The sequence below is a fragment of the Pseudomonas sp. genome, assembly GCF_050739655.1.
In the GTDB taxonomy this organism is placed as follows: Bacteria; Pseudomonadota; Gammaproteobacteria; order Pseudomonadales; family Pseudomonadaceae; genus Aquipseudomonas.
Map to the genome: position 1 here is coordinate 36041 of NZ_JBOIBY010000071.1, position 24127 is coordinate 60167.

The following is a 24127-nucleotide window of genomic DNA, read 5'->3' on the forward strand; positions in this document are numbered from 1 at the left end:
GTACATCACGAGGAAGCCATTGAAACACCCACAATAGGTAATGAAATACTCCACACCAACTAGATCTAATTTAAGACTCTAACCTACGCTGCTGATAAATCCAATCAACAATTTCACCGTCAGGTGTATACCCACTAACTGTATCGCGCAGCAGTTGGCGTACTTTGGAGTAATCGTCTTTTTCGACTGCGCCCAGTAAATCAGTAAGCTTTGTCTTAAGCACGTCCCAAGACAAGTAGTCTTCATTCGCGGTCATAATCATAGGATGCTTGGTCGCAGCTACATTATCGCCAATTAATAACTCTTCATAAAGTTTCTCACCTGGTCGCAACCCCGTAAACTCGATCGAAATATCACCGCTTGGATTTCGCTCGGATCTAACACTCAGGCCAGAAAGATGGATCATTTTTTCTGCGAGTTCTACGATTTTAACCGGTTCTCCCATATCCAGGACAAATACGTCGCCGCCCTGCCCCATCGACCCGGCCTGGATAACCAGTTGCGCCGCCTCGGGTATGGTCATGAAATAGCGCGTAATTTTCGGATGGGTAACAGTGAGAGGCCCACCTGATTTGATTTGGTTGTGGAACAAAGGGATCACTGAGCCGGATGAACCAAGGACGTTGCCAAACCGAACCATGGTGAACCGTGTTTTATTAACTCGAGAAACATTGGATTTGTCGCAAAACAAGACAGGAGCTACTTCACGACTCAGCGCCTGCAGAGTAAGTTCCGCTAATCGTTTGGTACTACCCATTACGTTAGTAGGACGTACTGCTTTGTCGGTCGATATCAATACAAAGTTAGCCACACCCGCCTGCAATGCCGCTTGTGCGGTATTGAGCGTCCCTATCACGTTATTCAGTACGCCTTCAGCTATATTATGTTCGACCATCGGAACATGTTTATAAGCTGCAGCGTGATAGACCGTGTCGATGCGCCATGTTTTCATCACGTCGAGTAATTTGGCTTCGTTGCGCACTGAGCCCAGAATCGGGAGCAACTGAACAGACAAGGATTCTCGTCTAATGCGCTGCTCAAGTTCTTCAAGAATACAATAAAGATTAAACTCACTGTGATCGAATAAAATAAGCGTAGTCGGCAATTGCGACAGTATCTGCCGGCACAGTTCAGATCCGATTGAACCGCCGGCACCGGTCACCAAAACGGCTTTATCCTGGATGCAATGTACTAGCAAATCTTCCTGCGCAGGCACAGCATCCCTACCTAGTAAATCCGCGATATCGACTTCCTGGATGTCATCCACTTTTACTCGGCCACTTGCGAGATCCATGAAGCCCGGCACACTGCGAACATGCAATGGATAGCCTTCAAGGAAACCGAGGATTTCCCGGCGTCGACCGCGTGATGAAGACGGGATCGCAAGCAGTATCTCTTGAGCGCCTGTAGCGTGGATCATGTGTTCGATGTGACGAGGTTTATAAACCTGGAGCCCGGAGATCACGCGATTTGAGATACTGTCATCATCGTCGATGAATGCGACTGGACGCATGATGCGGCCCATTCTTAGCGCAGCTACTAGCTGGTTTCCCGCCGCCCCTGCCCCATAGATAGCTACTCTAGGCAAACCATCGTCTCGATTTGTAAAAGGAACGTGTTGAGCGGCGGAAAACCAATCACCGAGGAAATACTGCCGCATTCCCAAACGCAAACCGCCGATCATCACTAAACTTAACCACCAGTAGTTAAAGATAATCGAGCGCGGCACAACGTTTTGATGATTGCTATACCAATAGACAATAATGCCTAGAACCAAAGAAGACAGGCTTACAGCCTTAATGATTGCGATGAGTGCATCATTGCCGAAGTAGCGCATCACCGCGCGATACATTCCAAAGCGAATGAACAGCGGAATCGCTACCAACGGAGCGCTTACGAAAAGCCAGGTGTGCGCAAGGAACGGGTTGATCATCTCGTCAATTCCGAGGCGAACAACAAACGCCAGCCATAGTGCCATCCAGACCAGGATCACGTCTGTCAGCACCTGTACCAGCCTTTTGTGACGACGTGGCAACCCCAGCAGCATTGCACGTAATCGATCCATAAACGATTCAACCACCTTTACAGCTCCTTAACTGACTTCGCTCGATCATTGTACCTTTTCCCACGCAATCGGCATCCTCTATAATCGGAAACCTGCCTGCCTCACGCTGCTGCGGGGACTTCGAGCTGACCAGCTCGAAATATCAAAGCGAGTACGATCAGTGGGACATACGCGATTAATACACCCGCGGCACCATCAAGTCCGAGCTGCGTAACGGAGTACGCAATCGGGAACAACCAAAATAGGTTAATCGCACCGACTGCCAGCGTTACGGGCAAATGCTTGCCAAAACGACGAGATGCAAACTGGTAGGCATGACTGCGGTGAGCCTCATAGACTCTATCGCCACGTAGCAACCGTCGCATCAAGGTTAAGGTTGCATCAACAATGAAAACCCCCAGAAGAATTAACCAGGCCCAAAACAGGTTTGAGGAATTCCAGGCTGCCTGAAGGGATAGAACGCCCAACGCGATCCCCAAAAATCCGCTACCTGCGTCTCCCATAAAAATCTTGGCTGGCGGGAAGTTCCAGTAGAGAAAACTTGCGACCGCTACAGCTAGCGTCAGCGGCCCCCAAATCAGTGTGGTAGCGTCGCTCAACCAGTACAACAAACAAATGCAAAGGCACGCGCTAACGGCTTCGACACTCGCCAGCCCATCGATTCCATCCATGAAATTGTAAAGATTCAAAAGCCACACTAAGTAGATAACTGCTAGCGCATGGCCAAACCAATGAAGGTTAATGCTTACACCGAACGCCGTAATGCTGGGGAATCCTCCAATCAATATCAGTGCCCATATGCTGGCGCCAAAATGGCCCAAGAGGCGCCACCGAGCAGCGATGTGGCCATGATCGTCCATAAAACCAATGATGGCGACCAGCGCACCAGCCCCGCCGATTCCTGCCAACTGTTGCCATGGGACCAGTTCCAGCACACCAAAAACCGGAAGCGCTACGATAAAGGCAACGACGATAGCCACACCTCCCCCGCGGGGGGTAGGAATGGTATGGGAGCTTCGCGCATTAGGAATATCTATGATGCTGCGAGCCAATGCGTAACGTCGCAGAGCTGCCGTTAAAACACAAGAAAGAACGGCAACTGCCGGTATTAGCCACAAATAGACCATTATTAATGATGTTCCCGAAAATACTTCGCCGTTATCGCCAACGCCTCGTCAACACTAAGTGGAGGCGCCCAACCCAATAGATTGCGCGTTTTTGTAATGTCTACTTGAAGAGATCCGCATAAACGCTGGGACAGCGCTTTTTTACCCAACAAAGCGGCGCCGCCTTCAAGTAACCAGCTAGGTACTGGAATAAGTCTGCGCGGCGCATTGAGTGCTTTGCCCATCCGGCTGAGCAATTGGGTAGTGGATAAGTCTTCACCGTCGCTTACCAAAAACGCCTGGTTCGCCGCAGCAGGATGATCTATACACGTCAGTATCAAGTCCACCAGGTTATCCAGCGCTACCAGGCTTCGCTTGTTGTGGATAGCACCAAAAGGCAAAGGAAAACCTTTATCCAGCCAGCGCATCATATTCAAAAAGTTAGCTTTGACACCTGGGCCATAGACGAGGACTGGCCGGACAATAACCACTTCCATAGTAGTTATTAAAGACAATTGCCGAAGACCTAGCTCAGCTTCCATCTTAGAAACGCCATAAGGGTCCATTGGCGCTGGAACGTCGTCCGCCACATAGGCAGAACCAGGAGCCGTGCCCTCCCCGTTAACCTTTATTGAACTGATAAAAATGAAACGTCGTACACCCGCAGCGGCAGCTTGTCTGGCGAGATTCAACGTGCCTTCAACGTTGACGTTGCGAAACGCAGCAAGCGGGTCGTCTTCCACGTCGTTCATGACATGCACTCGGGCTGCGGCGTGAATCACCACATCCAAACCGTCCAAGCGTTGCTCCCATTGTGTGGAGCCATCGAATTGCTCTATACACACCTTTGGAACATTTTCCAATATCACTTTCGATGAGTCTCTGACAACGGCGACGACAGAACGCTTTTTCTCGAGATGTAATCGCTTGAGTATCGCTCCACCGACGAAACCTGTCGCACCCGTCAATAAAATAGTCCCCTGCATCAATGAACGCCCTTTCTTAGAGTGGCTTTGCGAAAAAGATCTTCAAGTCGAGCGAGAAGAAGTGTCTTCGAATAATGACGCAAGTAGTACTGGCGGCCGGACTGCCCCATTGCACCCAACTCACTTGCGTCAGTATTTGCCAACGCCATGGTGATGCTGGCCAGTCCACTAGCATCGCCGGATTCACAAGTGAAACCGGCGCCTGAATCAACGATGACCCTGGCTGCCTCACCATTGATCATTCCGAGAAGAGGTCTGCCAGACGCAAGATATGCTTGAACTTTGCCAGGTATGGTCTTTTCGAACACATCGTTGGTTTTCAGGGACACTAATAACGCGTCTGCATCTGCAAACAAACCCGGCATCTCCTCTAAAGGATGCCTGCCCAATAGCAGAACGTTATCCAAATTTCTGGATTTAACTTGATCCCTTAACCATTCGCTCATTCGACCGTCGCCCACAATTACCCAGCGGATAGCAACTTTTTCGCGCAACTCTTCCGCAGCGTCCAAGACAGCTGGAAGATCCTGAGCCTCACCTAAATTACCAGCGAATAACACGGTAAATACAGATTCATCCCGTATCAACAACTGAGTGCCTTGCGGTGCCGAAGATGAAAAATCATCTTCCGCCCAACTTGGAAAATACACTAATCGTTCAGGAGCAATGTCTCGCGTACAGTATCTTTTAACATTATCGAAGAAACCGTGTGATTGCAAAAGCAAGTAGTCTGTACGATTGTAGATCCAGGAAACCATTTTCCCGACCATCGAGAGCAAGGCTGGATGCTTGAGAACGCCTACAGCTCGAAGTGTCTCAGGCCATAGGTCCAGCACCCACACAAACACGGGAGCTTTCTTTAACCTTCCTATGACCAGCGCTGGAATAGCAGACATAATCGGGGAAACAGCGTAAACGAACACCGCGTCGAATTGCTTGCCGCGCAGTTTGTACAATCCGATAATCGAGGCGCTGGAGAAAAAGCTAAGATAATTTAATACAAGGCTGATACTGCGTTTACCACGTGCCGCCATAGGCACCCTGAAAATTTCGGCGCTTGAATACTCACTAAAGCACTCAGGTGCAGATAGATATTCCTTATATACCTCGCCTTCGGGATAATTCGGTACACCCGTCAACACAGTGACCGAATGTCCTTTCTCGGTAAAGTCACGAACCAAATCGTTGATACGCATATTTTCAGGCCAAAAATACTGCGTAACTACCAAAATCCTCAATTTACTCTGCGACATGGACACAACTCGAATTAGTAGCGCTTCCAGACCACACGGTTAACGTAATCAGTATAACTGTGTACGATCCTCGCGACTTTCTCAGATACATTCGGCATGCTGTAGTCGGAAACAAGTTGCAACGTACGCTCGACTCCAGAAGCTTGCGTTTCCAAAATCATCAAACCTTGCAGAACCCGCTCAACTTCAAGCCCAACCATCATCACGGCAGCTTCCTCCATGCCTTCCGGACGTTCATGAGCTTCGCGAATATTCAACGCAGGAAAATTAAGGATAGAAGACTCTTCATTTATAGTTCCACTATCAGACAGCACAGCCTTGGACTCAAGTTGCAGCTTATTGTAGTCCTTGAATCCTAAAGGCTTGAGAAGCCTAACATGTTCATGAAATACAACACCCATGGTATCGACCCGTTTCTGGGTGCGCGGGTGAGTCGAAACAATGACCGGATGACCAAATGTGGCTGCAACAGTATTCAGAACATCAACCAACTTGAGAAAATTTTTATCAGAGTCAATATTTTCTTCACGGTGCGCACTTACGACGAAGAACTTCCCGGACTCAAGACCCAGCCGCTGTACTACATCAGAGGCTTCGATGCCCTCGCGATAATGATTCAAAACCTCAAACATAGGGCTACCCGTTTTGATCACCCTATCTGGAGGCAGACCTTCCTTGAGCAAATAATCACGCGCAATTGTGCTGTAAGTAAGATTGATATCAGCCGTGTGATCCACAATCCGACGATTGATCTCCTCAGGGACCCGCATATCAAAACAACGATTACCTGCTTCCATATGGAAAGTCGGGATTTTCCTACGTTTTGCAGGAATAACCGCCATACAGCTATTGGTATCACCTAGCACAAGCAGGGCTTCAGGCTGCACTGAGGCGAGCAGCCGGTCCACCGAGATAATCACATTACCGATCGTTTCTGCGCCACTACTACCCGCCGCATTCAGGAAATGATCTGGCTTGCGAATACCGAGGTCCTGGAAGAATATTTCATTCAGCTCATAGTCATAATTTTGACCTGTATGGACCAGTACGTGGTCGCAATACTTATCCAGCGCGTTAACAACACGTGACAACCGAATGATCTCGGGGCGAGTGCCGACAACAGTTACAATTTTCAGCTTTTTCATTGCAATGCTCATTTCTAATTCAATCAGGCTTGGGTGCCCACAGGCATCGTGTAAGTATCTGGAAGCTCACGATCAAAAATTTCGTTCGCCCATAACATCACGATCATTTCACTCTTGCCAATGTTCATGATGTCGTGGCTCCAGCCAGGTACAGTTTCGACAATTTGCGGCGTCTCACCATTTGTTAAAAGTTCGTAGAACTCTCCTGATACGATGTGACGGAAACGGAAACAGGCACTCCCTTTAATCACCAAAAACTTTTCTGTTTTCGTGTGATGGTAATGGCCACCCCGGGTGATACCCGGATGCGCAGTAAAATAAGAAAACTGACCTGAGTCTTTGGTTTTTAGCATTTCCACAAAGACACCGCGGGCGTCTCCATACTTCGGAACCTCGTAAGTAAAATCCTCAGGAGGTAGGTAGCTGAGATAGGTGGAGTACAGCGCACGAACCAAACCTGTCCCGACACGCTCAGCAATCAGCGATTGCCGACTTTCCTTAAATTCGTGCAGTTGTGCAGCCAATTCGCCGACTGTGATTGAAAACTGTGGCTCGACAACAACAAAGGGATCGCCAGATAATTCGCCATCCATGACAGCGATAAAGCTTTTTATAACATCATCAATGTAGACCAGTGAAATACTCGCATCCGCATCATTTATGCTGATAGGTAGCCCATTAACGATATTATGACAAAATGTCGCAACAGCAGAATTATAATTAGGCCGCGCCCATTTTCCAAAAACATTAGGTAATCTGTACAAATGTACTTGGCTGATATTCTGCGCTGAGAGACTCAACAACGCTTCTTCAGCATCTCGTTTACTGGAACCGTAAGCATTGTTCGATTCTGCTTGTATGGAGGATGTATAGAGCAAAGGGATGTTCCGGCCTGTTCTTACGATAGCAGAACACAAAACCTTCGTCAGATCCGCATTCCCGATTTTAAACTCTTCGACATTTTGAGGACGATTGACCCCGGCCAAATGGAAAATAAAATCCACTTCTGATACTAATGAAGGCAACAGAGAGACATCGTCTTGTCGACAAAACTTCCGTACCTCAACATCATTTCGCTCGTTTAGATGAGTGAGCAGATTTTTACCGACGAATCCGTTGGCACCGGTGATCAATACTTTCATGCCTTATTCCTCGGGTGTCGCAAATTCACCGCGCTGAATCGCACGCATGAAATCTAATTTCAGCAATAAATTTTGCATTCCCTCAACGTCGAGCCGTTCGGTGTTGTGGGAATTGTAATCTTCCATAGTGGAAATTTTCTCTTCACCTTGCTCTACAAATTTACTGTAATTCAAATCTCGCAAATCAGGAGGAACACGGAAGTAGGCGCCCATGTCTTCAGCACAAGCCATCTCTTCGCGACTTAGCAGCGCCTCGTAAAGTTTTTCACCGTGACGAGTTCCGATGATTTGAATGGGATGCTCGGGCTGTCCGAGCATCGCCGTCAATGCCCGGGCAAGTGTCTCTACTGTCGCAGCAGGTGCCTTCTGAACGAATAGGTCACCATTATTACCATTCTCGAAAGCGTACAAAACCAGATCGACAGCATCCGCCAATGTCATCATGAAACGAGTCATGTTGGGGTCAGTAATTGACAGGGATCTACCTGCGCGAATCTGCTCGATGAACAGAGGGATTACAGACCCACGAGATGCCATGACATTCCCGTAGCGAGTGCCACAGATGACGGTCTTGGTTTCGTCCACATTACGGGACTTTGCCACCATCACTTTTTCCATCATGGCTTTGGAGATGCCCATAGCGTTGATAGGATAAACAGCTTTATCGGTACTTAGACAAACAACGCGTTTGACCTCATTCTGGATCGAGGCTTCAAGAACGTTATCGGTCCCAATAACGTTTGTCTTGACCGCTTCCATCGGATGGAATTCACAAGACGGAACCTGCTTAAGCGCTGCTGCGTGAAAAATATAATCAACACCGCGGGTAGCATTCAAAACGCTTTGGTAATCTCGCACATCCCCAATATAGAATTTTAGCTTCGGGTTGCTGTACCGCTTGCGCATGTCATCCTGTTTCTTTTCGTCACGGCTGAAAATGCGAATTTCAGCAATATCAGTGTCCAGGAAACGCTTCAGAACTGCGTTACCAAACGACCCTGTTCCACCAGAGATAAGAAGTTTTTTTCCACTAAACATAATGACCTACCCTTGCCGCGAACCAGGCAATGTTACTTAGTTCGTAATGCTGAATAAATTAATTCGTCTTTTTGTTGTGCACTTGGGTAGCTGATCAGAACGGCACGGTACGTTCCCTTGAAAACGAAGAAACTACCGGCTGCGACCCCCACTACACCACACGCTGCGACCACATTGCGCATGTCGTCAAGCGATCCACCTCCGCCCAGAATCGTAATGGGTATGTGCACCGTTTGACGAAGTTTTTGGGCTAGATCGACATCATAACCCTTCATTCGACCGTCGTTTTCAATGGAGTTTATAACGATCTCACCGGCGCCAAGCTTCTCTACTTCCAGAGCAACATCCAGGACGCTACGCTTGGTATTGCGAGTGCCATTATGCGTCCACACATCGCACGCCTTGCTCAGCATTCGAGCCTTATAATCGAGCACGACGACAACGCTCTGACTACCAATTTCCTCAGCGATTTGAGTGATTAGTGAAGGTCTATCCAGCGCGGCCGAACTGATAGCGACCTTTTCGACACCCAACGCAATAATTTTTTTTGCCTGCTCTGCCGTACGTATCCCGCCACCGTAGCAAAGAGGCATACGACATTCAGCGGCCAAATTTGCTATCTGTTTATAGTTAGGTTCAACATTATTCACCGTAGCATCAATATCAATGACGATAAGCTCGTCAGCTTCTTTCTCGTTGAATATTTTTACAGCATTAATAGGATCCCCAACATATTTAGGATCCTTAAACTTTACTGTCTTAACCAGCCCGCCATCTTGAATCAGAAGACATGGAATAATTCGTGGTCTTAGCATTTCATAGTTCCGCGAAATTTTTCAGTAGGCCGACACCAAAGTGATGGCTCTTTTCGGGATGAAACTGGACGCCATACACGTTATCCGCACGGACAGCACAGCTGAAATCCAATCCATAGTTAGACGATGCAGCGATATGTTCAGGCTTTAAGCAGTCAAAAAAGAAAGAGTGAAGAAAGTAGAAGCGAACCTCTTCTTCGAAACCCTTGAAAAGGGAATTATTCAATGAAGGCGAAACGTCATTCCACCCCATATGCGGCAATGGCAAGTCCGATAGCTCCGGAATAGCTTTAAACGACCGGACCTTCCCTGGGACCCAACCCAATCCAGGAAGCGTTCCTTCCTCGCTACTGTCGGAGAGAATCTGCATACCGACGCATATGCCCAACACCGGAATCTTCGATTCTACTACGAGCTTATCCAACACAGGCCGCATGCCTGACGCGTCAAGACGTTCGATCGCGTGGTCAAATGCCCCTACTCCGGGCAAGATAATCTTAGTGGCGCCTTCGAGTTCGGCAGCACTTTTCGCTACAGCTACAGGAATGTGCAATCGTCTGTAAACATTGACGAACGCCTGAATATTTCCCAAACCATAATCTACGATTGTGATCATCTGAAGAGTCTTCTTTCCAAACCAAGTGCGCTTAGCACTCGAGAACCGATCCCGATCAGGAAACGCTTATTTTTGTAGTCGAGACACGTTTTGTTGGGCCCCTCGAAAATGCTCTGAAGCTCAGGTACAGTCAAGTCTAATTTATGAGCCACATACTCGAATTCGGATTTTAGAAATTTCTCATCCAGTTCAGGCTTGGCAATACGTTCCAATGCGGCGTCACGTGTCAATTGACCGGTCATGATAAGGCTGGAAAAATGCGCCCGGCGCTTTTCATAACCAAATTTGCGAGGCATCCAGTAATCCTCGTAAAATCGGGTGAACCTCGATTCGTGGTGCTTGTGTTGGAAGCGTTTCCAGCCAAACAACTGTTCCAGCGTATCCTCGGCCTCGCTTTTGATATAAGGCAGCAAATTCAAAGGGCGCACCACTTGCATACCCAATACGTAACGGTAATAAATTTTGTAGGATAATACGTCGACAATTGGAAAACTTTTCAGTTTCCGTGAGCCGAACTTGTTATGTATATCGTTAATAAGTGTTTTATCAATACCCGGATAAGCTCCCCACTCCTCAGGCTCACGGCAGCACTCCGTGGAATAGTTCCCGCCTGTCAATACGTACTTGATCTTATGAGCCTTGGCAAATTTATACAGGCCAGAGAAGAACGCAGTATCTTGAGGGATGTCCTGATCCGGAACTTGAGACTTCAAGAATGCAACCTGCAAACTCTTCATCTCTTCCCAATTGATCACTTCGGTGTAGAGGTCCAAACCCAGACCATCAACGAGCTTTTCGATATTCCCGACGGCCTGATCAGTATTCCAACCAGCATCCACGTGAAAAAGCAGAGGCCTGAGACCCATCTTTTCTTTTGCAATATAAGCAAGATAAGAACTATCAAGCCCACCGCTCAGACCGATAATGCAGTCAAAATCCTTACCTTCACCTTCTTTTTTAATTTTATCCGCAATTTTCATCAATTCGGCTTCACCGATTGATCCAGTATCCCAATTCGGGCGGATATTATTCTCAAAATTCAAGCAATATTCACATTGACCATCTTGCAAAAAAGTGAGGTTAGGATCACTGGTATCCATAATGCATGTACGGCAAATGTTGTATTTCTTCAGACTCATAAAGTACCCCAAGCAATCACGAATTCCACTCTCACCAGCCGGAGAGAAGACCGTACAATTTTTTACGAAGATTATAGAAGAAGCTGTTGCAAGCCGATAGTGCCCTCAGCCTATTAACCAAACTGGTTCTCGAAAGCAGAATGCCCAGCATATCGCCTTTCGAACGGCTCGACTCGCATCTTGCTTTTTGGTACAACTCGTCCCTGGATTCGTTTGAGAGTTCTGAAGAATGTCTGTCGTAAAACAAACCGATTGCGGCCATCCTTGGTGTTAACTTCCTATTATAGGTAGGGAAGTCTACGAGCATGTTAATGCTGTTTCCGCTATGAACCCGCCACATGCAACCAACAATGTCCGAGTGAACCACGATCCAATCGACAAAATGAGTGACCGCCAATTCCATCCATGTGTCTTCATTTGGTAGTGACTCAGGCACTGGGAAGATCCTGGAAACGACCCGCTGGCTCATCATGTAAGAGACACCAGTCAAACCGCCTTGGCCCGCGCGCTTTGGTACAATGTGTCCATCAAATTTCTTGTTTTCAGAAAGGGTGATTAATTTGCACAGCCCGACAACTGCTTCGTCCTCAGCGTAGCTCGCTACCGTGGTAAAACGCGCAGCTAGACTTCCTGCGGGCATGAGATCATCACCAGCATAGATGCAAGTAAATCTGCCCGTCGCGTGCAGCACACCATAATTAAACGCTGAACATTTACCCGCGCTAGGGTTTTTGAACAAGCGCAAATTTTCATAATCAGCAGCTAATGCCTGAAGAATATTATATGTTTCATCGGTGGAGCCATCATCTACAACAATCAACTCAAAACTCAAACCTTGTTGCTTGAGTATGCTGAGCATTGCGGACTGTACGTACTTCTCTTCATTCTTAACTGCAACGACTACACTAACATCGAGGTCACACATGTGAGCTCCTATTATAAAATATTTAATACGCACTACTGAGCTTTTGCTTGTCTGTGGTGCTTATCTCGAACACTTAAAAAGAAATTTGCAAAAAACATCAGCAAATAACCGTTACTCAATAATGTTCCAATCAGACCGCCCGTAAACAAGCCCAGAAAATAGATCAGCCATAAAGCCTTGAATGCATCGTCATCAGATTTTCTGAACCAGCGAAATGTTTGCCCGACAAAAAATGAATAAAACCAGACGCCAAGCCAACCGAAATTCGCAAACCCCTCAGTAAAGAAAACCGCGTTTGAATTCGCTGTGTCATTCCATCCCCACTCATATTCAAAAACAAGCTTTTCCAAGTAGACGCGATCTAGGGAAAACAATGCGGAAAAGAAAGTACTCGTAGCTCCCAGCAATGGAAGATCATCAAACTGTTGCTTCAAGACCACCAGAGTATCTGCGGCTGTGAACATCGGAACCGCAACAATGCGCCAGACAAGGTGATCCAATGCTCCCGACGGCAAATACTTTGAGCTGTAGAACTCCGGGGAAGAGACGCCGCCACTTTGCATGACAGCACTTGGACCGTCGGTACCGCCCATCGCCAGCAACGTCACAAGGTATAAAACCCCTGCACAGGCGACAACGATTATGGCCGCGGTAGCCAAACTGATTTTCTTGCGTTGCGACGCGATATAAAACAAGGGCAAAAGCGCATTCAAAAAAAGCGCTTTTTGTAAGAAGCTGATTGAGTAGCCGAAGAAAATCAGCAAAAACACATATCGATATTTATGTTTATCGATAAACATTCTCGCGAGACTATAGGGTAGAAATGCGCTAACAAATATTGTGCTGATATATATCAGCGCGACCTCTGCGCCTTCCCTGCCTTTCAAAAAGGCTCCCCGCTGAACGCTCAGTTCATCAGTGTCTGCGCCTGATATAGCCGAAAGAATGGGAATGGCTGGGGCTGTATATAAGGTAATGAAGAGAAAAAGGATAAAAACGAACCAGACAAAAAAATGGACAGTGTTTGGTGGAATTCTGATTCTCAGCGCATGTGGTCTGAAGCGCAAGTCGAACAGAGGGACGCTGTAGCCTACTAGAACACTGACGATGGCGAAGAATGTCATGAACGCCAATTTCAGGAAGTATTCACTCGGCAACAAAGCGAAATCAACAAAGAGGGGCAGCCACATGTAAACCAACGACACAGCCAGCACAAACAAAAATACAGCTGCTCGGGTGTTTGTTAAATTATAGAAAAACATGGACGCCTCTGAACATCAAAAAAAGCGCTCGCGCGCGACGTATACAACGCCCAATAAAAACAATGTTACTGCGACGCTAACAATGTATTTTACTCTACACAGCAAGTCCCAAATTCTAACTTGCGTAACTTTCATAACAACTATCAAATAAACAGTATAGAAAACGAAACCCGTGACCGCGTAAACTTCAGTCAGCCTGCTCGGAAACCACCAAGCTGAGATTGCGACAGCTCCAACCCGTAGCAATAGACCACAGAATTGCAAGCACATCGCAATCGGTTGATTATTTGTGACGTGGAGGGCCATAGAAATTGGAGAAGCCAGCAATTGCACAGCAATCCAAGGAACCATGTATAAAACGATTACCCCTGCTCGGTGCCATTGCTCGCCAAAGATAATCGGAAATGCGAACGGTGCCATTGCTCCGGCAACAACCAGTGGAATTATACCCACCTTGACCAATCCCAGAAGCGTATCCAATGTGAAGTTGGAAAGCTGACCTGCACGTTGTATCTCTGGAGCTTTAGACAGATAAACCTGGGAGACCGCTCCTCCGACAAGGCCAATCGGTGCTTGCATAAGTTGCATCGCCAATAGCAGATATCCGGCCTCCGGACCCACAGCCAAGCTCGCGATAATAATGACAGGAACTTGAATCGCGGCGTTGTTGGCAAGCCCTTCGAGCATCGAATATTTTGGGAATCGATCGTACTTCTTGAAGAGCTCTTTCATTCTGTGAAGTCGCAAACTACTCAATGCACTTTTATCCACCAAATAGCTCTTATTTGCCAACCCAACTGCACCTGCCCCGTTATTTATTGTTTGCCCAAGAATAAGCCCCAGCGGGCTGCTTGAAAAAAAACCGATTAAAATCTGAACTGACGCCGCACCGAAGGCCTGTTGCACTTTAGTTTTCGCAATATCTGAGAACCTTTTCTTCCGGCCAGCCCAAAATTGCAATGCGCTGTAGCATCCGGAGAAAAATATACCGACAGGTAAAACCCACAAATAGTATTGAAGATTCGGCCGGCCAAACAATAATGAAAGATGCACGGAGAAAAAATATATCACCAACGCAATGAGCGTAGCACTCAGAGCCGAAGATGCGACGGCCAAAAAAAGTACATTTATTGCGTCGACATCATCCTCTGGGATCGGAATCGCCAATTCAAATCTTAGTGTTGCCGCGACGGAAATAACACTTAGCAATGCCAAGTACACCGATAAGACACTAAAGTCCTCTGGCGTGTAGAGCCTAGTCAGTAACGGAAGTAAACAAAGCATTATTATCTGGGCCACCGCTGTGCCGCCAACCAGCACGCTCACAGCCCTGACAAAATCATTCGCTTTATACCTCTCCAATTTTTTCCAGAAACGCATCACCACACTCAATACTCAATACTCAATAAAACGATCACCACGCATTGACCACCTATTGCCACTAAATTTAGGCAATAAGTGCTTGCCTTAGACAATCGACAATCAGTGACTGATCAGCTTCACGAAGATATGGGTGCATCGGCAAGCTCAACACAGTGCGCGCCACCTCATCCCCGATAGGCAACGATACAGAATGATCGGCTACTGCCGGTTGTTTATTCAACGGAATAGGGTAATGCACAACGGTGGGAACACCAAAACTTGCAAGTTTTTTCTGCAGAGTTTCGCGCTGCTCTACACGAATTGTGTATTGGGCAAATACACTTTTATTATCGGGATGAACGAAGGGTATAGACTCAACACCCGCTTCGGACAAAAGATCGTCATAGCGTTTGGCAACCGATTGCCGCAGCTCTATTTCTTCATCAAATATGGCTAACTTCTCGAGTAAAACTGCAGCTTGCAGGGTATCTATACGGCTGTTCACCCCTACCCTGATATGATGATAGCGGCGATCTTGACCGTGACGCGCAATTTGTCGTAATACGACCGCGATATTTTCGTCGTCGGTAAACATCGCTCCGCCGTCACCATAGCAACCTAGCGGCTTGCTTGGAAAAAAGCTCGTGCAAGCAATTGTCGTTAATCCGCAGGACTTTCTGCTTTTATAAGTAGCACCAAAGCTTTGCGCCGCATCTTCAATGACCGGAATTCCGTACTTCTTCGCTACAGCATTGATTGCATCGAAGTCAGCACATTGACCGTATAAAGAGACCGGAATGATAGCCTTGGTGTTCGGCGTAATTGTAGACTCAAGTTTCAGCGGATCAAGATTATACGTAAATGGGTCGACATCGACATATACGACTTTCGCCCCTAACAGGGCAGCTGCTTCAGCCGTCGCGATGTAGCTAAAGCCGGGAGTGATCACTTCATCGCCTGGCCCAATATTCAACGCCATTAAGGCAATCTGAAGAGCATCCGTTCCATTAGCACAAGTAATGCAAAATTTCACACCTACTTTATTTGCAAGCTCTTTTTCCAACTCCGAAACTTCCGGCCCCAGAATATACTGACCGTGCATCAATACCTTCTGAATAGCAGCATCCAATCCGGTTTTAATTCTGGCTTGTTGGTACTTCAGGTCAATAAATTCGATCATTGGACTCACGCATCAAGTTTGGTGACGACATTATCGGCAAGCACATAGTATGCGCCACTGTGTTCGCACATTACTTTTTCTGAACCAGTTACAGGAAGCTTCAACTGCTCACCAAATTCGCTCATCCAGCCAATTTGTCGGGCAGGTACCCCAACCATCAATGCATAGGCTGGCACATCACGATTGATGACAGCTCCCGCCCCAACAAACGCAAATTTACCGATTACTACACCGCAGACGATTGTACAATTTGCACCTAACGTAGCGCCTTTTTGGACCAAAGTATTTTGGTACTGGTCCTTACGTTCTATTAGCGAGCGCGGATTATAGACATTGGTGAATACCATGCTTGGGCCGCAAAACACGCCGTCTTCGAGTGTCACGTTGTCGTACACAGATACATTATTTTGAATTTTACAAAAATCACCAATTAAAACTTTATTACCCACAAATACGTTTTGGCCCAGCGAAACACCTTTGCCAATCCGTGCGCCGCTACATACGTGAACAAAATGCCAGACACGAGAGCCTTCACCGATGACCGCTCCATCATCGATTATCGCGCTGCTATGAGCCGAGTAATTCACGTCACACCCCTGTATCTGCCATTATAAATATTCATTTTTGACCAGGGCCCATCGATAAGATGGGCCAGCTTCGCTTTAGACGCTTAGCAAAAACGGGTGACCTTCCCCGGCAGCGGACGCTACGACCTTGCTCGAGCGGATGGTATTCACGGTTTCAACGCAATGGCGTGCATCTTCAATACCATATCCGCGACCATTCAATATTTCCTGATAACTAACGGTGTGCAAATCGGTGAAACCTTCCGAAAATTCAATTTCCTCACCGTTAACGGTGATGGAACGGTAGGTGGGTTTTTTTCCTTTTACAGACTCTGGCAAATCGTTCGCATCGATTGAAAGAAACCAACGCACTCGCGCTTTTTCATACTCAAGGTAACCAGCGGCGTGGTGCTCGGAAGTAAAGTGAACGACGTTACGCTGCAACTTTCCGAATATGAAATGCAGCATATCGTAAAAATGCACACCGATATTTGTTGCAAGTCCAAATGACTTACGCGGATCGCCCTTCCAACTTTCCATGTACCAATTACCCCGCGAGGTAATATAGGTGAGTTCAACATCGTACTTTTCGGCCGCACTTTCATTTGCGACCTTGGCTTTAAGATCCAGAATCGCCTTATGGTGCCGCAACTGCAAAATATTGTAGACGCGCTTTCCGGTTTCCTTTTCGACTAACGCAAGTTCGTCGAGGATCGCAGGTGTAGGAACAAGCGGTTTTTCACAAATGACATCGCAACCCAGTCGCAATCCGGCAGCAATATGCGAATGATGAAGATAGTTAGGTGAGCAGACCGCTACGTAGTCAAGCGCGGTGGCTGGATCTCGTTTTAACTGATGGGCATGTTCAAGAAAACGCTCGAACTGGGTGAAAAATTCACTTTGCGGAGAAATGCTATCTATGATACCGACGGAATCATTTATATCGTAGGCGGAAACTAAAACATTACCGGTATCTTTAATTGCACGCATGTGCCGGGGAGCAATGTAGCCAGCAGCACCGATCAGAGCAAAATTCTTCATTTGACCTCTTGTATGGCCTAAGCCATTTATTCGATTAAATGCTAATCTATAGTATTCAAGCTTTAATAATATGTTTCGCCGAAACTCTGTATTTACCACGACTATCAATGATCAACTTAGAGTTTTGCTTAATGAGCTCATAATCAAATTTGTCGTGATCAGTTGCCAACACGACAGCATCAAATGCCGCCAGTGTTTCCGCCGTCAGTGGTTCACTGTTCAAATCAAAATGATGTTCACGCATTTTTGGGAACACCAGAACATGAGGATCGCTATAGGCCACTACGCCGCCTTTACCTTCGATCAACTCCATGATTTCTACTGAAGGCGATTCACGCATATCGTCGACGTTTTTCTTGTACGCGATGCCAAGGACGAGCACTTTACTGCCCTTTAACGCTTTACCGGCATCATTCAATCCATCCATTAACTTGTTCAAGACATACTCAGGCATGGCTTGGTTAACTTCACCTGATAGTTCGATGAACCTAGTGTGAAGCCCATACTCTCGTGCTTTCCAAGTAAGATAGAACGGATCAATTGGAATGCAGTGCCCGCCTAACCCCGGTCCTGGGTAGTAAGCGGTGAAGCCGAATGGTTTAGTCGCCGCGGCGTCAACCACTTCAAAAATATCAATGCCCATGCGATCCGCAACGATTTTCATTTCATTGACCAAGCCAATATTCACAGCACGGTGGATATTTTCCAGCAGCTTGGTCATTTCAGCGGCCTTCGTCGAACTCACTGTCACCACTTGATCAATAGCTTGCTCATAAAGCGCTATGCCTACCTCGAGGCAGGCGGCAGTGTCGCCACCGATGATCTTGGGAATCGTGCGGGTTTCGAAGTTCGGATTGCCCGGGTCTTCGCGTTCAGGCGAATACACCAGAAAAACATCTTCACCCACAGTCAAACCACCCTCTTGAACGCGGGGCAACAATTCTTCTTCGGTAGTGCCAGGATACGTGGTGCTTTCCAGAGAAACTATTTGACCTGCTCTCAAGTAAGGCTTCAGTCCATCCGTGGTATTTATCACGAAGCTCATATCGGGTTCACGATACTTATTCAGCGGTGTCGGTACGCACAAGATAAGTGCATCACATTCGGCTGCGCGACTGAAATCGGTTGTTGCTTCGAAGCCTGTGGTTCGAGCCTGCTGAATTTTTGATTCTGGAATGTGCTCAATGTAACTCTCACCCGCATTCAGCCTGGCGACTTTTTGCTCATCGATATCAATCCCTAGTACCCGAAAACCGATAGCGTTGTAACGCAGCATCAACGGCAACCCGACGTAACCCAGGCCGACGATACCGATCAAGGCTTCCTTGCTCTTAAACTTGGAGATACTGCTTTTCATTTGCTGGGACATCAATCTTGCTCCGGCTCAGGCTGATGAGCGATAAAAGGTTGATGTTTCTAATGGCCTCACCTTCAAGCCAAGCGAAACACCGGTATTAAAGACACGCTACCGCCCCAGGATTTTCCGTCAAGTTCCTAAAAACGAGGGCTCAGCAATGTCTACAGCGCCTCCAATCTAAAAAGAGTTGTCAGAGCGCTGAAATTTTTGCCAACGGCAGGCACACCTGCTGTTGACGGTTCAAAAAATTAATCAACAGGATGGCGCGTTCGTCGCCGTCCATCGTCAGGAAAACGGCGTCCAGTTCGGCGAATCCATCATCGAGAAGTTTTACCCTGTCGCCACTGCTGAAGGAAACACATAGGGATGGGTTGACTCGCTCCTGCAATTGCGCGACTAGATCCGGGCATACAGATAGTGGCGTGCCTCCAAAACTTACAAGACGAACAACGCCACGGGTAGAGCGAACAGATGACCAACTTCCACTGGCAGGGAGATTGATGAATAGATATCCAGGGAATAGCGACTCCTGGACAAATTCGCGGCGACCTCGCACCACACGATCACGCTGACAAACGGGACGGACGCAGACAAACCCTTGTCGAATGAGATTTTCCTCGGCGCGATAATCCTGCCTGGATTTGCACTGCACCAGATACCACTCCCCTTGCGGAGGCGATTCGACGTGGCTGGTTGCACTGCGAATATTCATATCCATATTCCATCTTTAATGCTTACCCAACAGCCCGACCGTCATCACACGGCAGTATGAAGAATGTACTACGGCTTAGTCGCTTGAGCTGATGACCCGCTGATTGAAGCTTCGCCCCCAAACGAGAGTGGGAGGTGAAGCCCACGATAGGCGCAGCCGTATTATGCCTGCTGCCTTGCAGTCTGGGCGCTCAAACTGTGGATTATACGACCACTGGAGCGAAATCGGTTAGTGCAGATGCTGCTTCGGAATAGCAATTTGATAGCAAGGCCCACGCAATCTCGTACTCCGTACTAACGTGCCAAGAAGATCGACCAAGGTCCGCTTCCGATCTTGGGCCGTCACCTTCAAGAAAGGCGTCGCTCTAGCTCATGCGAGATTGCAATAACCAATTTATTTTCGAGCGTGAAAAGTACTTCCAGAAAATTTTCGAATGCCTGACAAGAGTGAAAGCGGCCCGGAAAAATTTTTCAAACTGCAGAAACGGACAATTGCCCTCTATGCTTCTAAGGAGCAACGCACACATATTATGCATGCAATTCACCTATAGCCGCCGTAGGCAGAAAATCAGGCACGTCGCGCCGCGTTTCGCACCCAAAATTGACGAATCAGCCCCGCAATCACACCCAAGCTCAACCCTAAAACCAACCCTAAAACAAGGATCAATGCCTTTCTCGGCTTAACTGGAGAATCAGGAGGTTGAATCGCCCCATCAAGTTGATAAACGGCTATATCTTCAGCTTTCACCTTTAAGCTTTTAAAAAAATTGTACTCGCCTTGAAACTTTCGTAAATCAGCAATATAAGCGTCATCTGAATCCCTAGCTTCGAGAACTTTTGCCTCTGCAGCTAACGCTTTTGTACCCCGCAGATAAATCAATCTAGGATCATCTTCGCCTGCCATTTCTCTGGGGGCGCTACCCAAAACTGTCAGTTGCTTTTCGAGACCAATGGCATCGGCAATTTGCTCAGCTTCACGCAGCTGCAGAAGGGTATCTTTACGCTTGCTCGCCGCATTTTCTCGTACAGTCTGTATTTGCGCACCAACGCTCCGAGCGCGCATTTCGACTTCTTTATTAAAATTCCTGATGAGCTGTTTTTTTGTTTTATCGCTAGCGCTATCTATGTATTGACGCAACCAATCTGCCGAGTCAGCAGCACTATAGTTTAACGCCACGATCGAAAAGCGATTTGGGAATTCTTTGACAGGCTGAATGATCCTAATGTCTTTCAAAAACTGGCGGTATAAGGAATCTTGAGATTTTGCCCGATCAGACTCATCCAAAGAAGGCAAATAAACGGTGTTGAAGAATTCGCGATTTAAGGATTCGGATTGCAAATTACTAATAAACGTATCGTAAACATCTTTAATAGAGTAAGGCTTTAAATCTGAATTTTTTGTTCGCCCTAAGTTTAGGTTTTCAATATCACTTTGACTGGGAGGAGATACATACGCTCGCGCCTCATAGACGGGCGAACTCAAAAAGGCGTATAGACTTGCCACAAATAAAACCAAACCAGCAACGATAGAAATTAACCAGCGCTGCTCCCAAATCCCTTTGATGAAATCAAATAAATCCATTTCATTCAAGTCTTGGTTATTAGAGCTAATATCTTGCATATACTTAATATAATCCGCTTTTAAAAGGCTAATACACCGTCGTTAACTATACAATCCGTTTGTTTCGTAAAACACGTCGCGACTTCAGCATGAAAGCCAAGACCGGCCCTATCACCATACCAACCAATAGCGCTATGACTAAACAGCTGGAGATGGAGACCTCCCCAGTAGACCAACCGAAGAAGTTGATTATGACAGATTGCCGATTCTCAAGCATAAAAACGATTAGCGTTAAGCCAACCAGCAGCAAAATGATTAGTAGCACCCAGCGCAACGGCTTACTCACTGGCATTTTCCTTCAAAAGAATCAGATGGCACTCTCTTCTTCCTCATTCACCCGATCCCGCAACTCTTTCCCCGGCTTGAAATGCGGAACAAACTTCCCATCAAGGCTCACAGACTGCCCCGTTTTAGGATTACGCCCAACCCGCGGCGCACGATAGTGTAATGAAAAACTACCAAACCCTCGAATCTCAATCCGATCACCGGTAGCCAGGCACTGGGACATTTGCTCAAGCATGGTCTTGATGGCCAACTCCACATCCTTTGATGAGAGCAGCCCTTGATGGGTGACAATTCGTTCGATCAACTCCGACTTCGTCATATTTTTCCCTTCTTTTTCAAGCAGCTAGGAAAATCGCTCCAAAGGTTTTAGCACGCCCGGAAGAATTTGAACAGCCCGAGTTTTACTCCCCTCACCTCACATGCTCACCTGCAGATAACCAGCATCGTGCGTGTTAGAAACCCAGCCGGGTTGAAGCCAAAGGGAAACTCATCCTCTTCCTTGGCGTCGTCAGATCTTGCCACTACTTTATAACCTGCCGCTTTGCATTCCTTAGCGGCTCGTTTGCGACACTTCTCCCATCCGGACCCCAGCCCCGAACAATCGATCTCAATGCCGCTGACACCGCGCACCGCGTGGGTCTTGGCATTAGTGGTACAGCCCGCCAGTGTCAGAATTACTATTGCGACAATGAGTCTGTTCATTCACTTCCTTATGCCGGGCACTCCGCCCGAGCCTCGTGCGCTTAAGGCTAAGACTAGTCGCAATTAAGCGATTGATCCTATTAAAGAAAGAGACATCCTTTAACGACGGTTTGTTTCATACGAGAACGGAACCCAGTCTTACGATCCCGACCACGATCAAATTCCAGGCACAAAAAAGGGCGACCGAAGTCGCCCTTTTTTTACAGAAAGTCAGAACTTAGTTCTGTTTTTCCGCTTGTGCAGCACGCAGCAGGTCACCCAGAGTGGTGGCTACTGGAGCGTCACCAGCTACTGGCTTGTCGCGCAGGCTCTGGATAGCTTCTTTCTCGTCTTCAACGTCTTTCGACTTGATCGAGAGCTGGATTACGCGGCTCTTACGATCAACGCTGATGATCTTGGCTTCTACTTCTTCGCCTTCTTTCAGAACGTTACGAGCGTCTTCAACGCGGTCACGGCTGATTTCGGAGGCTTTCAGAGTCGCTTCGATATCGTCGGCCAGAGTGATGATGGCGCCTTTAGCGTCAACTTCTTTCACGATGCCCTTAACGATTGCGCCTTTGTCGTTCTCTTGAACGTACTCGGAGAACGGATCGCTTTCCAGTTGCTTGATACCCAGGGAGATGCGCTCGCGCTCTGGGTCAACCGACAGGATAACGGTGTCCAGCTCGTCGCCCTTCTTGAAACGGCGTACGGCTTCTTCGCCCACTTCGTTCCAGGAGATGTCGGACAGGTGAACCAGACCGTCGATGCCGCCGTCCAGACCAATGAAGATACCGAAATCGGTGATCGACTTGATGGTGCCGGAGATTTTATCGCCCTTGTTGAACTGGCCAGAGAAATCTTCCCATGGGTTAGATTTGCACTGCTTGATGCCCAGGGAGATACGACGACGCTCTTCGTCGATGTCCAGAACCATAACTTCCACTTCGTCGCCGACTTGTACGACTTTCGAAGGGTGGATGTTCTTGTTGGTCCAGTCCATTTCGGAAACGTGTACCAGACCTTCAACGCCTTCTTCCAGCTCAGCGAAGCAGCCGTAGTCGGTCAGGTTGGTTACACGAGCGGTAACGCGAGTGCTTTCTGGGTAACGGGCTTTGATAGCAACCCATGGATCTTCGCCCAGTTGCTTCAGGCCCAGGGAAACACGATTGCGCTCGCGATCGTACTTCAGAACCTTGACATCGATCTCGTCGCCAACGTTGACGATTTCGGAAGGATGCTTGATACGCTTCCAAGCCATGTCGGTAATGTGCAGCAGGCCATCGACGCCACCCAGATCGACGAATGCGCCGTAATCGGTGAGGTTCTTGACGATACCTTTGACTTGTTGGCCTTCCTGCAGGGATTCCAGCAGAGCTTCGCGCTCGGCGGAGTTCTCGGCTTCCAGGACGCTACGACGGGAAACGACAACGTTGTTGCGCTTCTGGTCCAGCTTGATGACCTTGAATTCCAGCTCTTTGCCTTCCAGGTGCGTGGTGTCGCGCACTGGACGGACGTCAACCAGAGAACCTGGCAGGAACGCACGGATGCCGTTAACGTCGACAGTGAAGCCGCCTTTAACCTTACCGTTGATAACGCCCTTGACCACTTCTTCGGCTGCGAAGGCTGCTTCCAGAACAATCCAGCATTCAGCGCGCTTGGCTTTTTCACGGGACAGCTTGGTCTCGCCAAAGCCGTCTTCAACCGAGTCCAGAGCAACGTGAACTTCGTCACCGACGTTGATGTTCAGTTCGCCAGCGTCGTTGTAGAACTGCTCAAGCGGGATGAGTGCTTCAGACTTCAGGCCAGCGTGAACGGTTACCCAGCGAGC

At 47.7% G+C, this 24127-nt stretch carries 23 protein-coding genes; all 23 read right to left on the reverse strand.

Translation table 11 applies throughout. The features are described 5' to 3' along the window. Nucleotides 1-70: 70 nt before the first annotated feature. Entirely contained in the window at nucleotides 71-2065 is a 1995-nt protein-coding gene (locus ACRESJ_RS03955; RefSeq protein WP_431756762.1) for a polysaccharide biosynthesis protein, read from the reverse strand. A 101-nt stretch (nucleotides 2066-2166) separates the two neighbouring features. Next, nucleotides 2167-3192 carry an MraY family glycosyltransferase gene (locus ACRESJ_RS03960; protein WP_431756740.1) on the reverse strand — a complete coding sequence of 342 codons (1026 nt, stop codon included), beginning with the start codon at nucleotides 3190-3192 and terminating at the stop codon, nucleotides 2167-2169. Nucleotides 3193-3194: 2 nt separating this feature from the next. Then, nucleotides 3195-4157: a UDP-glucose 4-epimerase family protein gene (locus ACRESJ_RS03965; RefSeq protein ID WP_431756741.1), complete on the reverse strand. Its 963-nt coding sequence runs from the start codon at nucleotides 4155-4157 to the stop codon at nucleotides 3195-3197. Continuing rightward, complete coding sequence (locus ACRESJ_RS03970; RefSeq protein WP_431756742.1) at nucleotides 4157-5410, reverse strand: glycosyltransferase family 4 protein; 1254 nt, start codon at nucleotides 5408-5410, stop codon at nucleotides 4157-4159. The genes ACRESJ_RS03965 and ACRESJ_RS03970 overlap by 1 nt, the downstream gene beginning before the upstream one ends. 14 nt (nucleotides 5411-5424) lie before the next feature. Beyond that, the gene (wecB, locus tag ACRESJ_RS03975; RefSeq protein WP_431756743.1) at nucleotides 5425-6555 is read right to left on the reverse strand and encodes a non-hydrolyzing UDP-N-acetylglucosamine 2-epimerase; all 1131 of its coding nucleotides are present in this window, start codon (nucleotides 6553-6555) and stop codon (nucleotides 5425-5427) included. Between the two features lie 23 nt (nucleotides 6556-6578). Beyond that, nucleotides 6579-7697 (reverse strand): UDP-2-acetamido-2,6-beta-L-arabino-hexul-4-ose reductase, encoded by a 1119-nt coding sequence (gene wbjC, locus ACRESJ_RS03980; RefSeq protein ID WP_431756744.1) that lies wholly within the window; start codon nucleotides 7695-7697, stop codon nucleotides 6579-6581. Between the two features lie 3 nt (nucleotides 7698-7700). Further along, nucleotides 7701-8735 (reverse strand): polysaccharide biosynthesis protein, encoded by a 1035-nt coding sequence (locus ACRESJ_RS03985; protein ID WP_431756745.1) that lies wholly within the window; start codon nucleotides 8733-8735, stop codon nucleotides 7701-7703. 32 nt (nucleotides 8736-8767) lie between these two features. Then, nucleotides 8768-9550 carry an AglZ/HisF2 family acetamidino modification protein gene (locus ACRESJ_RS03990; RefSeq protein ID WP_431756746.1) on the reverse strand — a complete coding sequence of 261 codons (783 nt, stop codon included), beginning with the start codon at nucleotides 9548-9550 and terminating at the stop codon, nucleotides 8768-8770. Nucleotide 9551: 1 nt separating this feature from the next. Then, nucleotides 9552-10166 (reverse strand): imidazole glycerol phosphate synthase subunit HisH, encoded by a 615-nt coding sequence (gene hisH, locus ACRESJ_RS03995; protein ID WP_431756747.1) that lies wholly within the window; start codon nucleotides 10164-10166, stop codon nucleotides 9552-9554. Next, complete coding sequence (locus ACRESJ_RS04000) at nucleotides 10163-11305, reverse strand: N-acetyl sugar amidotransferase (RefSeq protein ID WP_431756748.1); 1143 nt, start codon at nucleotides 11303-11305, stop codon at nucleotides 10163-10165. The genes hisH and ACRESJ_RS04000 overlap by 4 nt, the downstream gene beginning before the upstream one ends. 31 nt (nucleotides 11306-11336) lie before the next feature. Then, nucleotides 11337-12230 (reverse strand): glycosyltransferase family 2 protein, encoded by an 894-nt coding sequence (locus ACRESJ_RS04005; RefSeq protein ID WP_431756749.1) that lies wholly within the window; start codon nucleotides 12228-12230, stop codon nucleotides 11337-11339. A gap of 32 nt (nucleotides 12231-12262) precedes the next feature. Then, on the reverse strand, nucleotides 12263-13492 hold the full coding sequence (locus ACRESJ_RS04010; RefSeq protein ID WP_431756750.1) for a hypothetical protein: 1230 nt from the start codon (nucleotides 13490-13492) through the stop codon (nucleotides 12263-12265). Between the two features lie 15 nt (nucleotides 13493-13507). Continuing rightward, nucleotides 13508-14872 carry an oligosaccharide flippase family protein gene (locus ACRESJ_RS04015; RefSeq protein ID WP_431756751.1) on the reverse strand — a complete coding sequence of 455 codons (1365 nt, stop codon included), beginning with the start codon at nucleotides 14870-14872 and terminating at the stop codon, nucleotides 13508-13510. Nucleotides 14873-14939: 67 nt separating this feature from the next. Further along, a complete protein-coding gene (locus ACRESJ_RS04020; RefSeq protein ID WP_431756752.1) occupies nucleotides 14940-16034 on the reverse strand; it encodes a DegT/DnrJ/EryC1/StrS family aminotransferase in 1095 nt (364 codons plus the stop codon). Nucleotides 16035-16039: 5 nt separating this feature from the next. Next, a complete protein-coding gene (locus tag ACRESJ_RS04025; RefSeq protein WP_431756753.1) occupies nucleotides 16040-16621 on the reverse strand; it encodes an acyltransferase in 582 nt (193 codons plus the stop codon). Nucleotides 16622-16696: 75 nt separating this feature from the next. Beyond that, complete coding sequence (wbpB, locus tag ACRESJ_RS04030) at nucleotides 16697-17641, reverse strand: UDP-N-acetyl-2-amino-2-deoxy-D-glucuronate oxidase (RefSeq protein ID WP_431756754.1); 945 nt, start codon at nucleotides 17639-17641, stop codon at nucleotides 16697-16699. 55 nt (nucleotides 17642-17696) lie between these two features. After that, the gene (wbpA, locus tag ACRESJ_RS04035; RefSeq protein ID WP_431756763.1) at nucleotides 17697-18998 is read right to left on the reverse strand and encodes a UDP-N-acetyl-D-glucosamine 6-dehydrogenase; all 1302 of its coding nucleotides are present in this window, start codon (nucleotides 18996-18998) and stop codon (nucleotides 17697-17699) included. 190 nt (nucleotides 18999-19188) lie between these two features. After that, the gene (rfaH, locus tag ACRESJ_RS04040; protein WP_431756755.1) at nucleotides 19189-19710 is read right to left on the reverse strand and encodes a transcription/translation regulatory transformer protein RfaH; all 522 of its coding nucleotides are present in this window, start codon (nucleotides 19708-19710) and stop codon (nucleotides 19189-19191) included. Between the two features lie 567 nt (nucleotides 19711-20277). Continuing rightward, nucleotides 20278-21330: an LPS O-antigen chain length determinant protein WzzB gene (locus tag ACRESJ_RS04045; protein WP_431756756.1), complete on the reverse strand. Its 1053-nt coding sequence runs from the start codon at nucleotides 21328-21330 to the stop codon at nucleotides 20278-20280. Nucleotides 21331-21376: 46 nt separating this feature from the next. Next, on the reverse strand, nucleotides 21377-21622 hold the full coding sequence (locus ACRESJ_RS04050) for a LapA family protein (RefSeq protein WP_431756757.1): 246 nt from the start codon (nucleotides 21620-21622) through the stop codon (nucleotides 21377-21379). A gap of 15 nt (nucleotides 21623-21637) precedes the next feature. Beyond that, on the reverse strand, nucleotides 21638-21934 hold the full coding sequence (ihfB, locus tag ACRESJ_RS04055; RefSeq protein WP_431756758.1) for an integration host factor subunit beta: 297 nt from the start codon (nucleotides 21932-21934) through the stop codon (nucleotides 21638-21640). A 104-nt stretch (nucleotides 21935-22038) separates the two neighbouring features. Next, nucleotides 22039-22317 carry a hypothetical protein gene (locus ACRESJ_RS04060; RefSeq protein WP_431756759.1) on the reverse strand — a complete coding sequence of 93 codons (279 nt, stop codon included), beginning with the start codon at nucleotides 22315-22317 and terminating at the stop codon, nucleotides 22039-22041. A gap of 217 nt (nucleotides 22318-22534) precedes the next feature. Next, the coding region (gene rpsA, locus ACRESJ_RS04065) for a 30S ribosomal protein S1 (protein ID WP_431756760.1) at nucleotides 22535-24127 on the reverse strand (1593 nt) is incomplete at its 5' end.

Bases quoted from the DNA above. Each gene is read 5' to 3' on its own strand.
- wbjC (WP_431756744.1), bottom strand. From the start codon at position 7,697: ATGAAAGTATTGATCACCGGTGCCAACGGATTCGTCGGTAAAAATCTG.
- ACRESJ_RS04020 (WP_431756752.1), bottom strand. From the start codon at position 16,034: ATGATCGAATTTATTGACCTGAAGTACCAACAAGCCAGAATTAAAACC.
- ACRESJ_RS04050 (WP_431756757.1), bottom strand. From the start codon at position 21,622: ATGCCAGTGAGTAAGCCGTTGCGCTGGGTGCTACTAATCATTTTGCTG.
- ACRESJ_RS03960 (WP_431756740.1), bottom strand. From the start codon at position 3,192: ATGGTCTATTTGTGGCTAATACCGGCAGTTGCCGTTCTTTCTTGTGTT.
- ACRESJ_RS03985 (WP_431756745.1), bottom strand. From the start codon at position 8,735: ATGTTTAGTGGAAAAAAACTTCTTATCTCTGGTGGAACAGGGTCGTTT.
- wbpA (WP_431756763.1), bottom strand. From the start codon at position 18,998: ATGAAAAGCAGTATCTCCAAGTTTAAGAGCAAGGAAGCCTTGATCGGT.
- ihfB (WP_431756758.1), bottom strand. From the start codon at position 21,934: ATGACGAAGTCGGAGTTGATCGAACGAATTGTCACCCATCAAGGGCTG.
- ACRESJ_RS03990 (WP_431756746.1), bottom strand. From the start codon at position 9,550: ATGCTAAGACCACGAATTATTCCATGTCTTCTGATTCAAGATGGCGGG.
- hisH (WP_431756747.1), bottom strand. From the start codon at position 10,166: ATGATCACAATCGTAGATTATGGTTTGGGAAATATTCAGGCGTTCGTC.
- ACRESJ_RS03955 (WP_431756762.1), bottom strand. From the start codon at position 2,065: ATGGATCGATTACGTGCAATGCTGCTGGGGTTGCCACGTCGTCACAAA.
- wecB (WP_431756743.1), bottom strand. From the start codon at position 6,555: ATGAAAAAGCTGAAAATTGTAACTGTTGTCGGCACTCGCCCCGAGATC.
- ACRESJ_RS04000 (WP_431756748.1), bottom strand. From the start codon at position 11,305: ATGAGTCTGAAGAAATACAACATTTGCCGTACATGCATTATGGATACC.
- rfaH (WP_431756755.1), bottom strand. From the start codon at position 19,710: ATGAATATTCGCAGTGCAACCAGCCACGTCGAATCGCCTCCGCAAGGG.
- ACRESJ_RS04060 (WP_431756759.1), bottom strand. From the start codon at position 22,317: ATGAACAGACTCATTGTCGCAATAGTAATTCTGACACTGGCGGGCTGT.
- ACRESJ_RS04045 (WP_431756756.1), bottom strand. From the start codon at position 21,330: ATGCAAGATATTAGCTCTAATAACCAAGACTTGAATGAAATGGATTTA.
- ACRESJ_RS04010 (WP_431756750.1), bottom strand. From the start codon at position 13,492: ATGTTTTTCTATAATTTAACAAACACCCGAGCAGCTGTATTTTTGTTT.
- wbpB (WP_431756754.1), bottom strand. From the start codon at position 17,641: ATGAAGAATTTTGCTCTGATCGGTGCTGCTGGCTACATTGCTCCCCGG.
- ACRESJ_RS03965 (WP_431756741.1), bottom strand. From the start codon at position 4,157: ATGCAGGGGACTATTTTATTGACGGGTGCGACAGGTTTCGTCGGTGGA.
- ACRESJ_RS03970 (WP_431756742.1), bottom strand. From the start codon at position 5,410: ATGTCGCAGAGTAAATTGAGGATTTTGGTAGTTACGCAGTATTTTTGG.
- ACRESJ_RS04015 (WP_431756751.1), bottom strand. From the start codon at position 14,872: ATGCGTTTCTGGAAAAAATTGGAGAGGTATAAAGCGAATGATTTTGTC.
- ACRESJ_RS04005 (WP_431756749.1), bottom strand. From the start codon at position 12,230: ATGTGTGACCTCGATGTTAGTGTAGTCGTTGCAGTTAAGAATGAAGAG.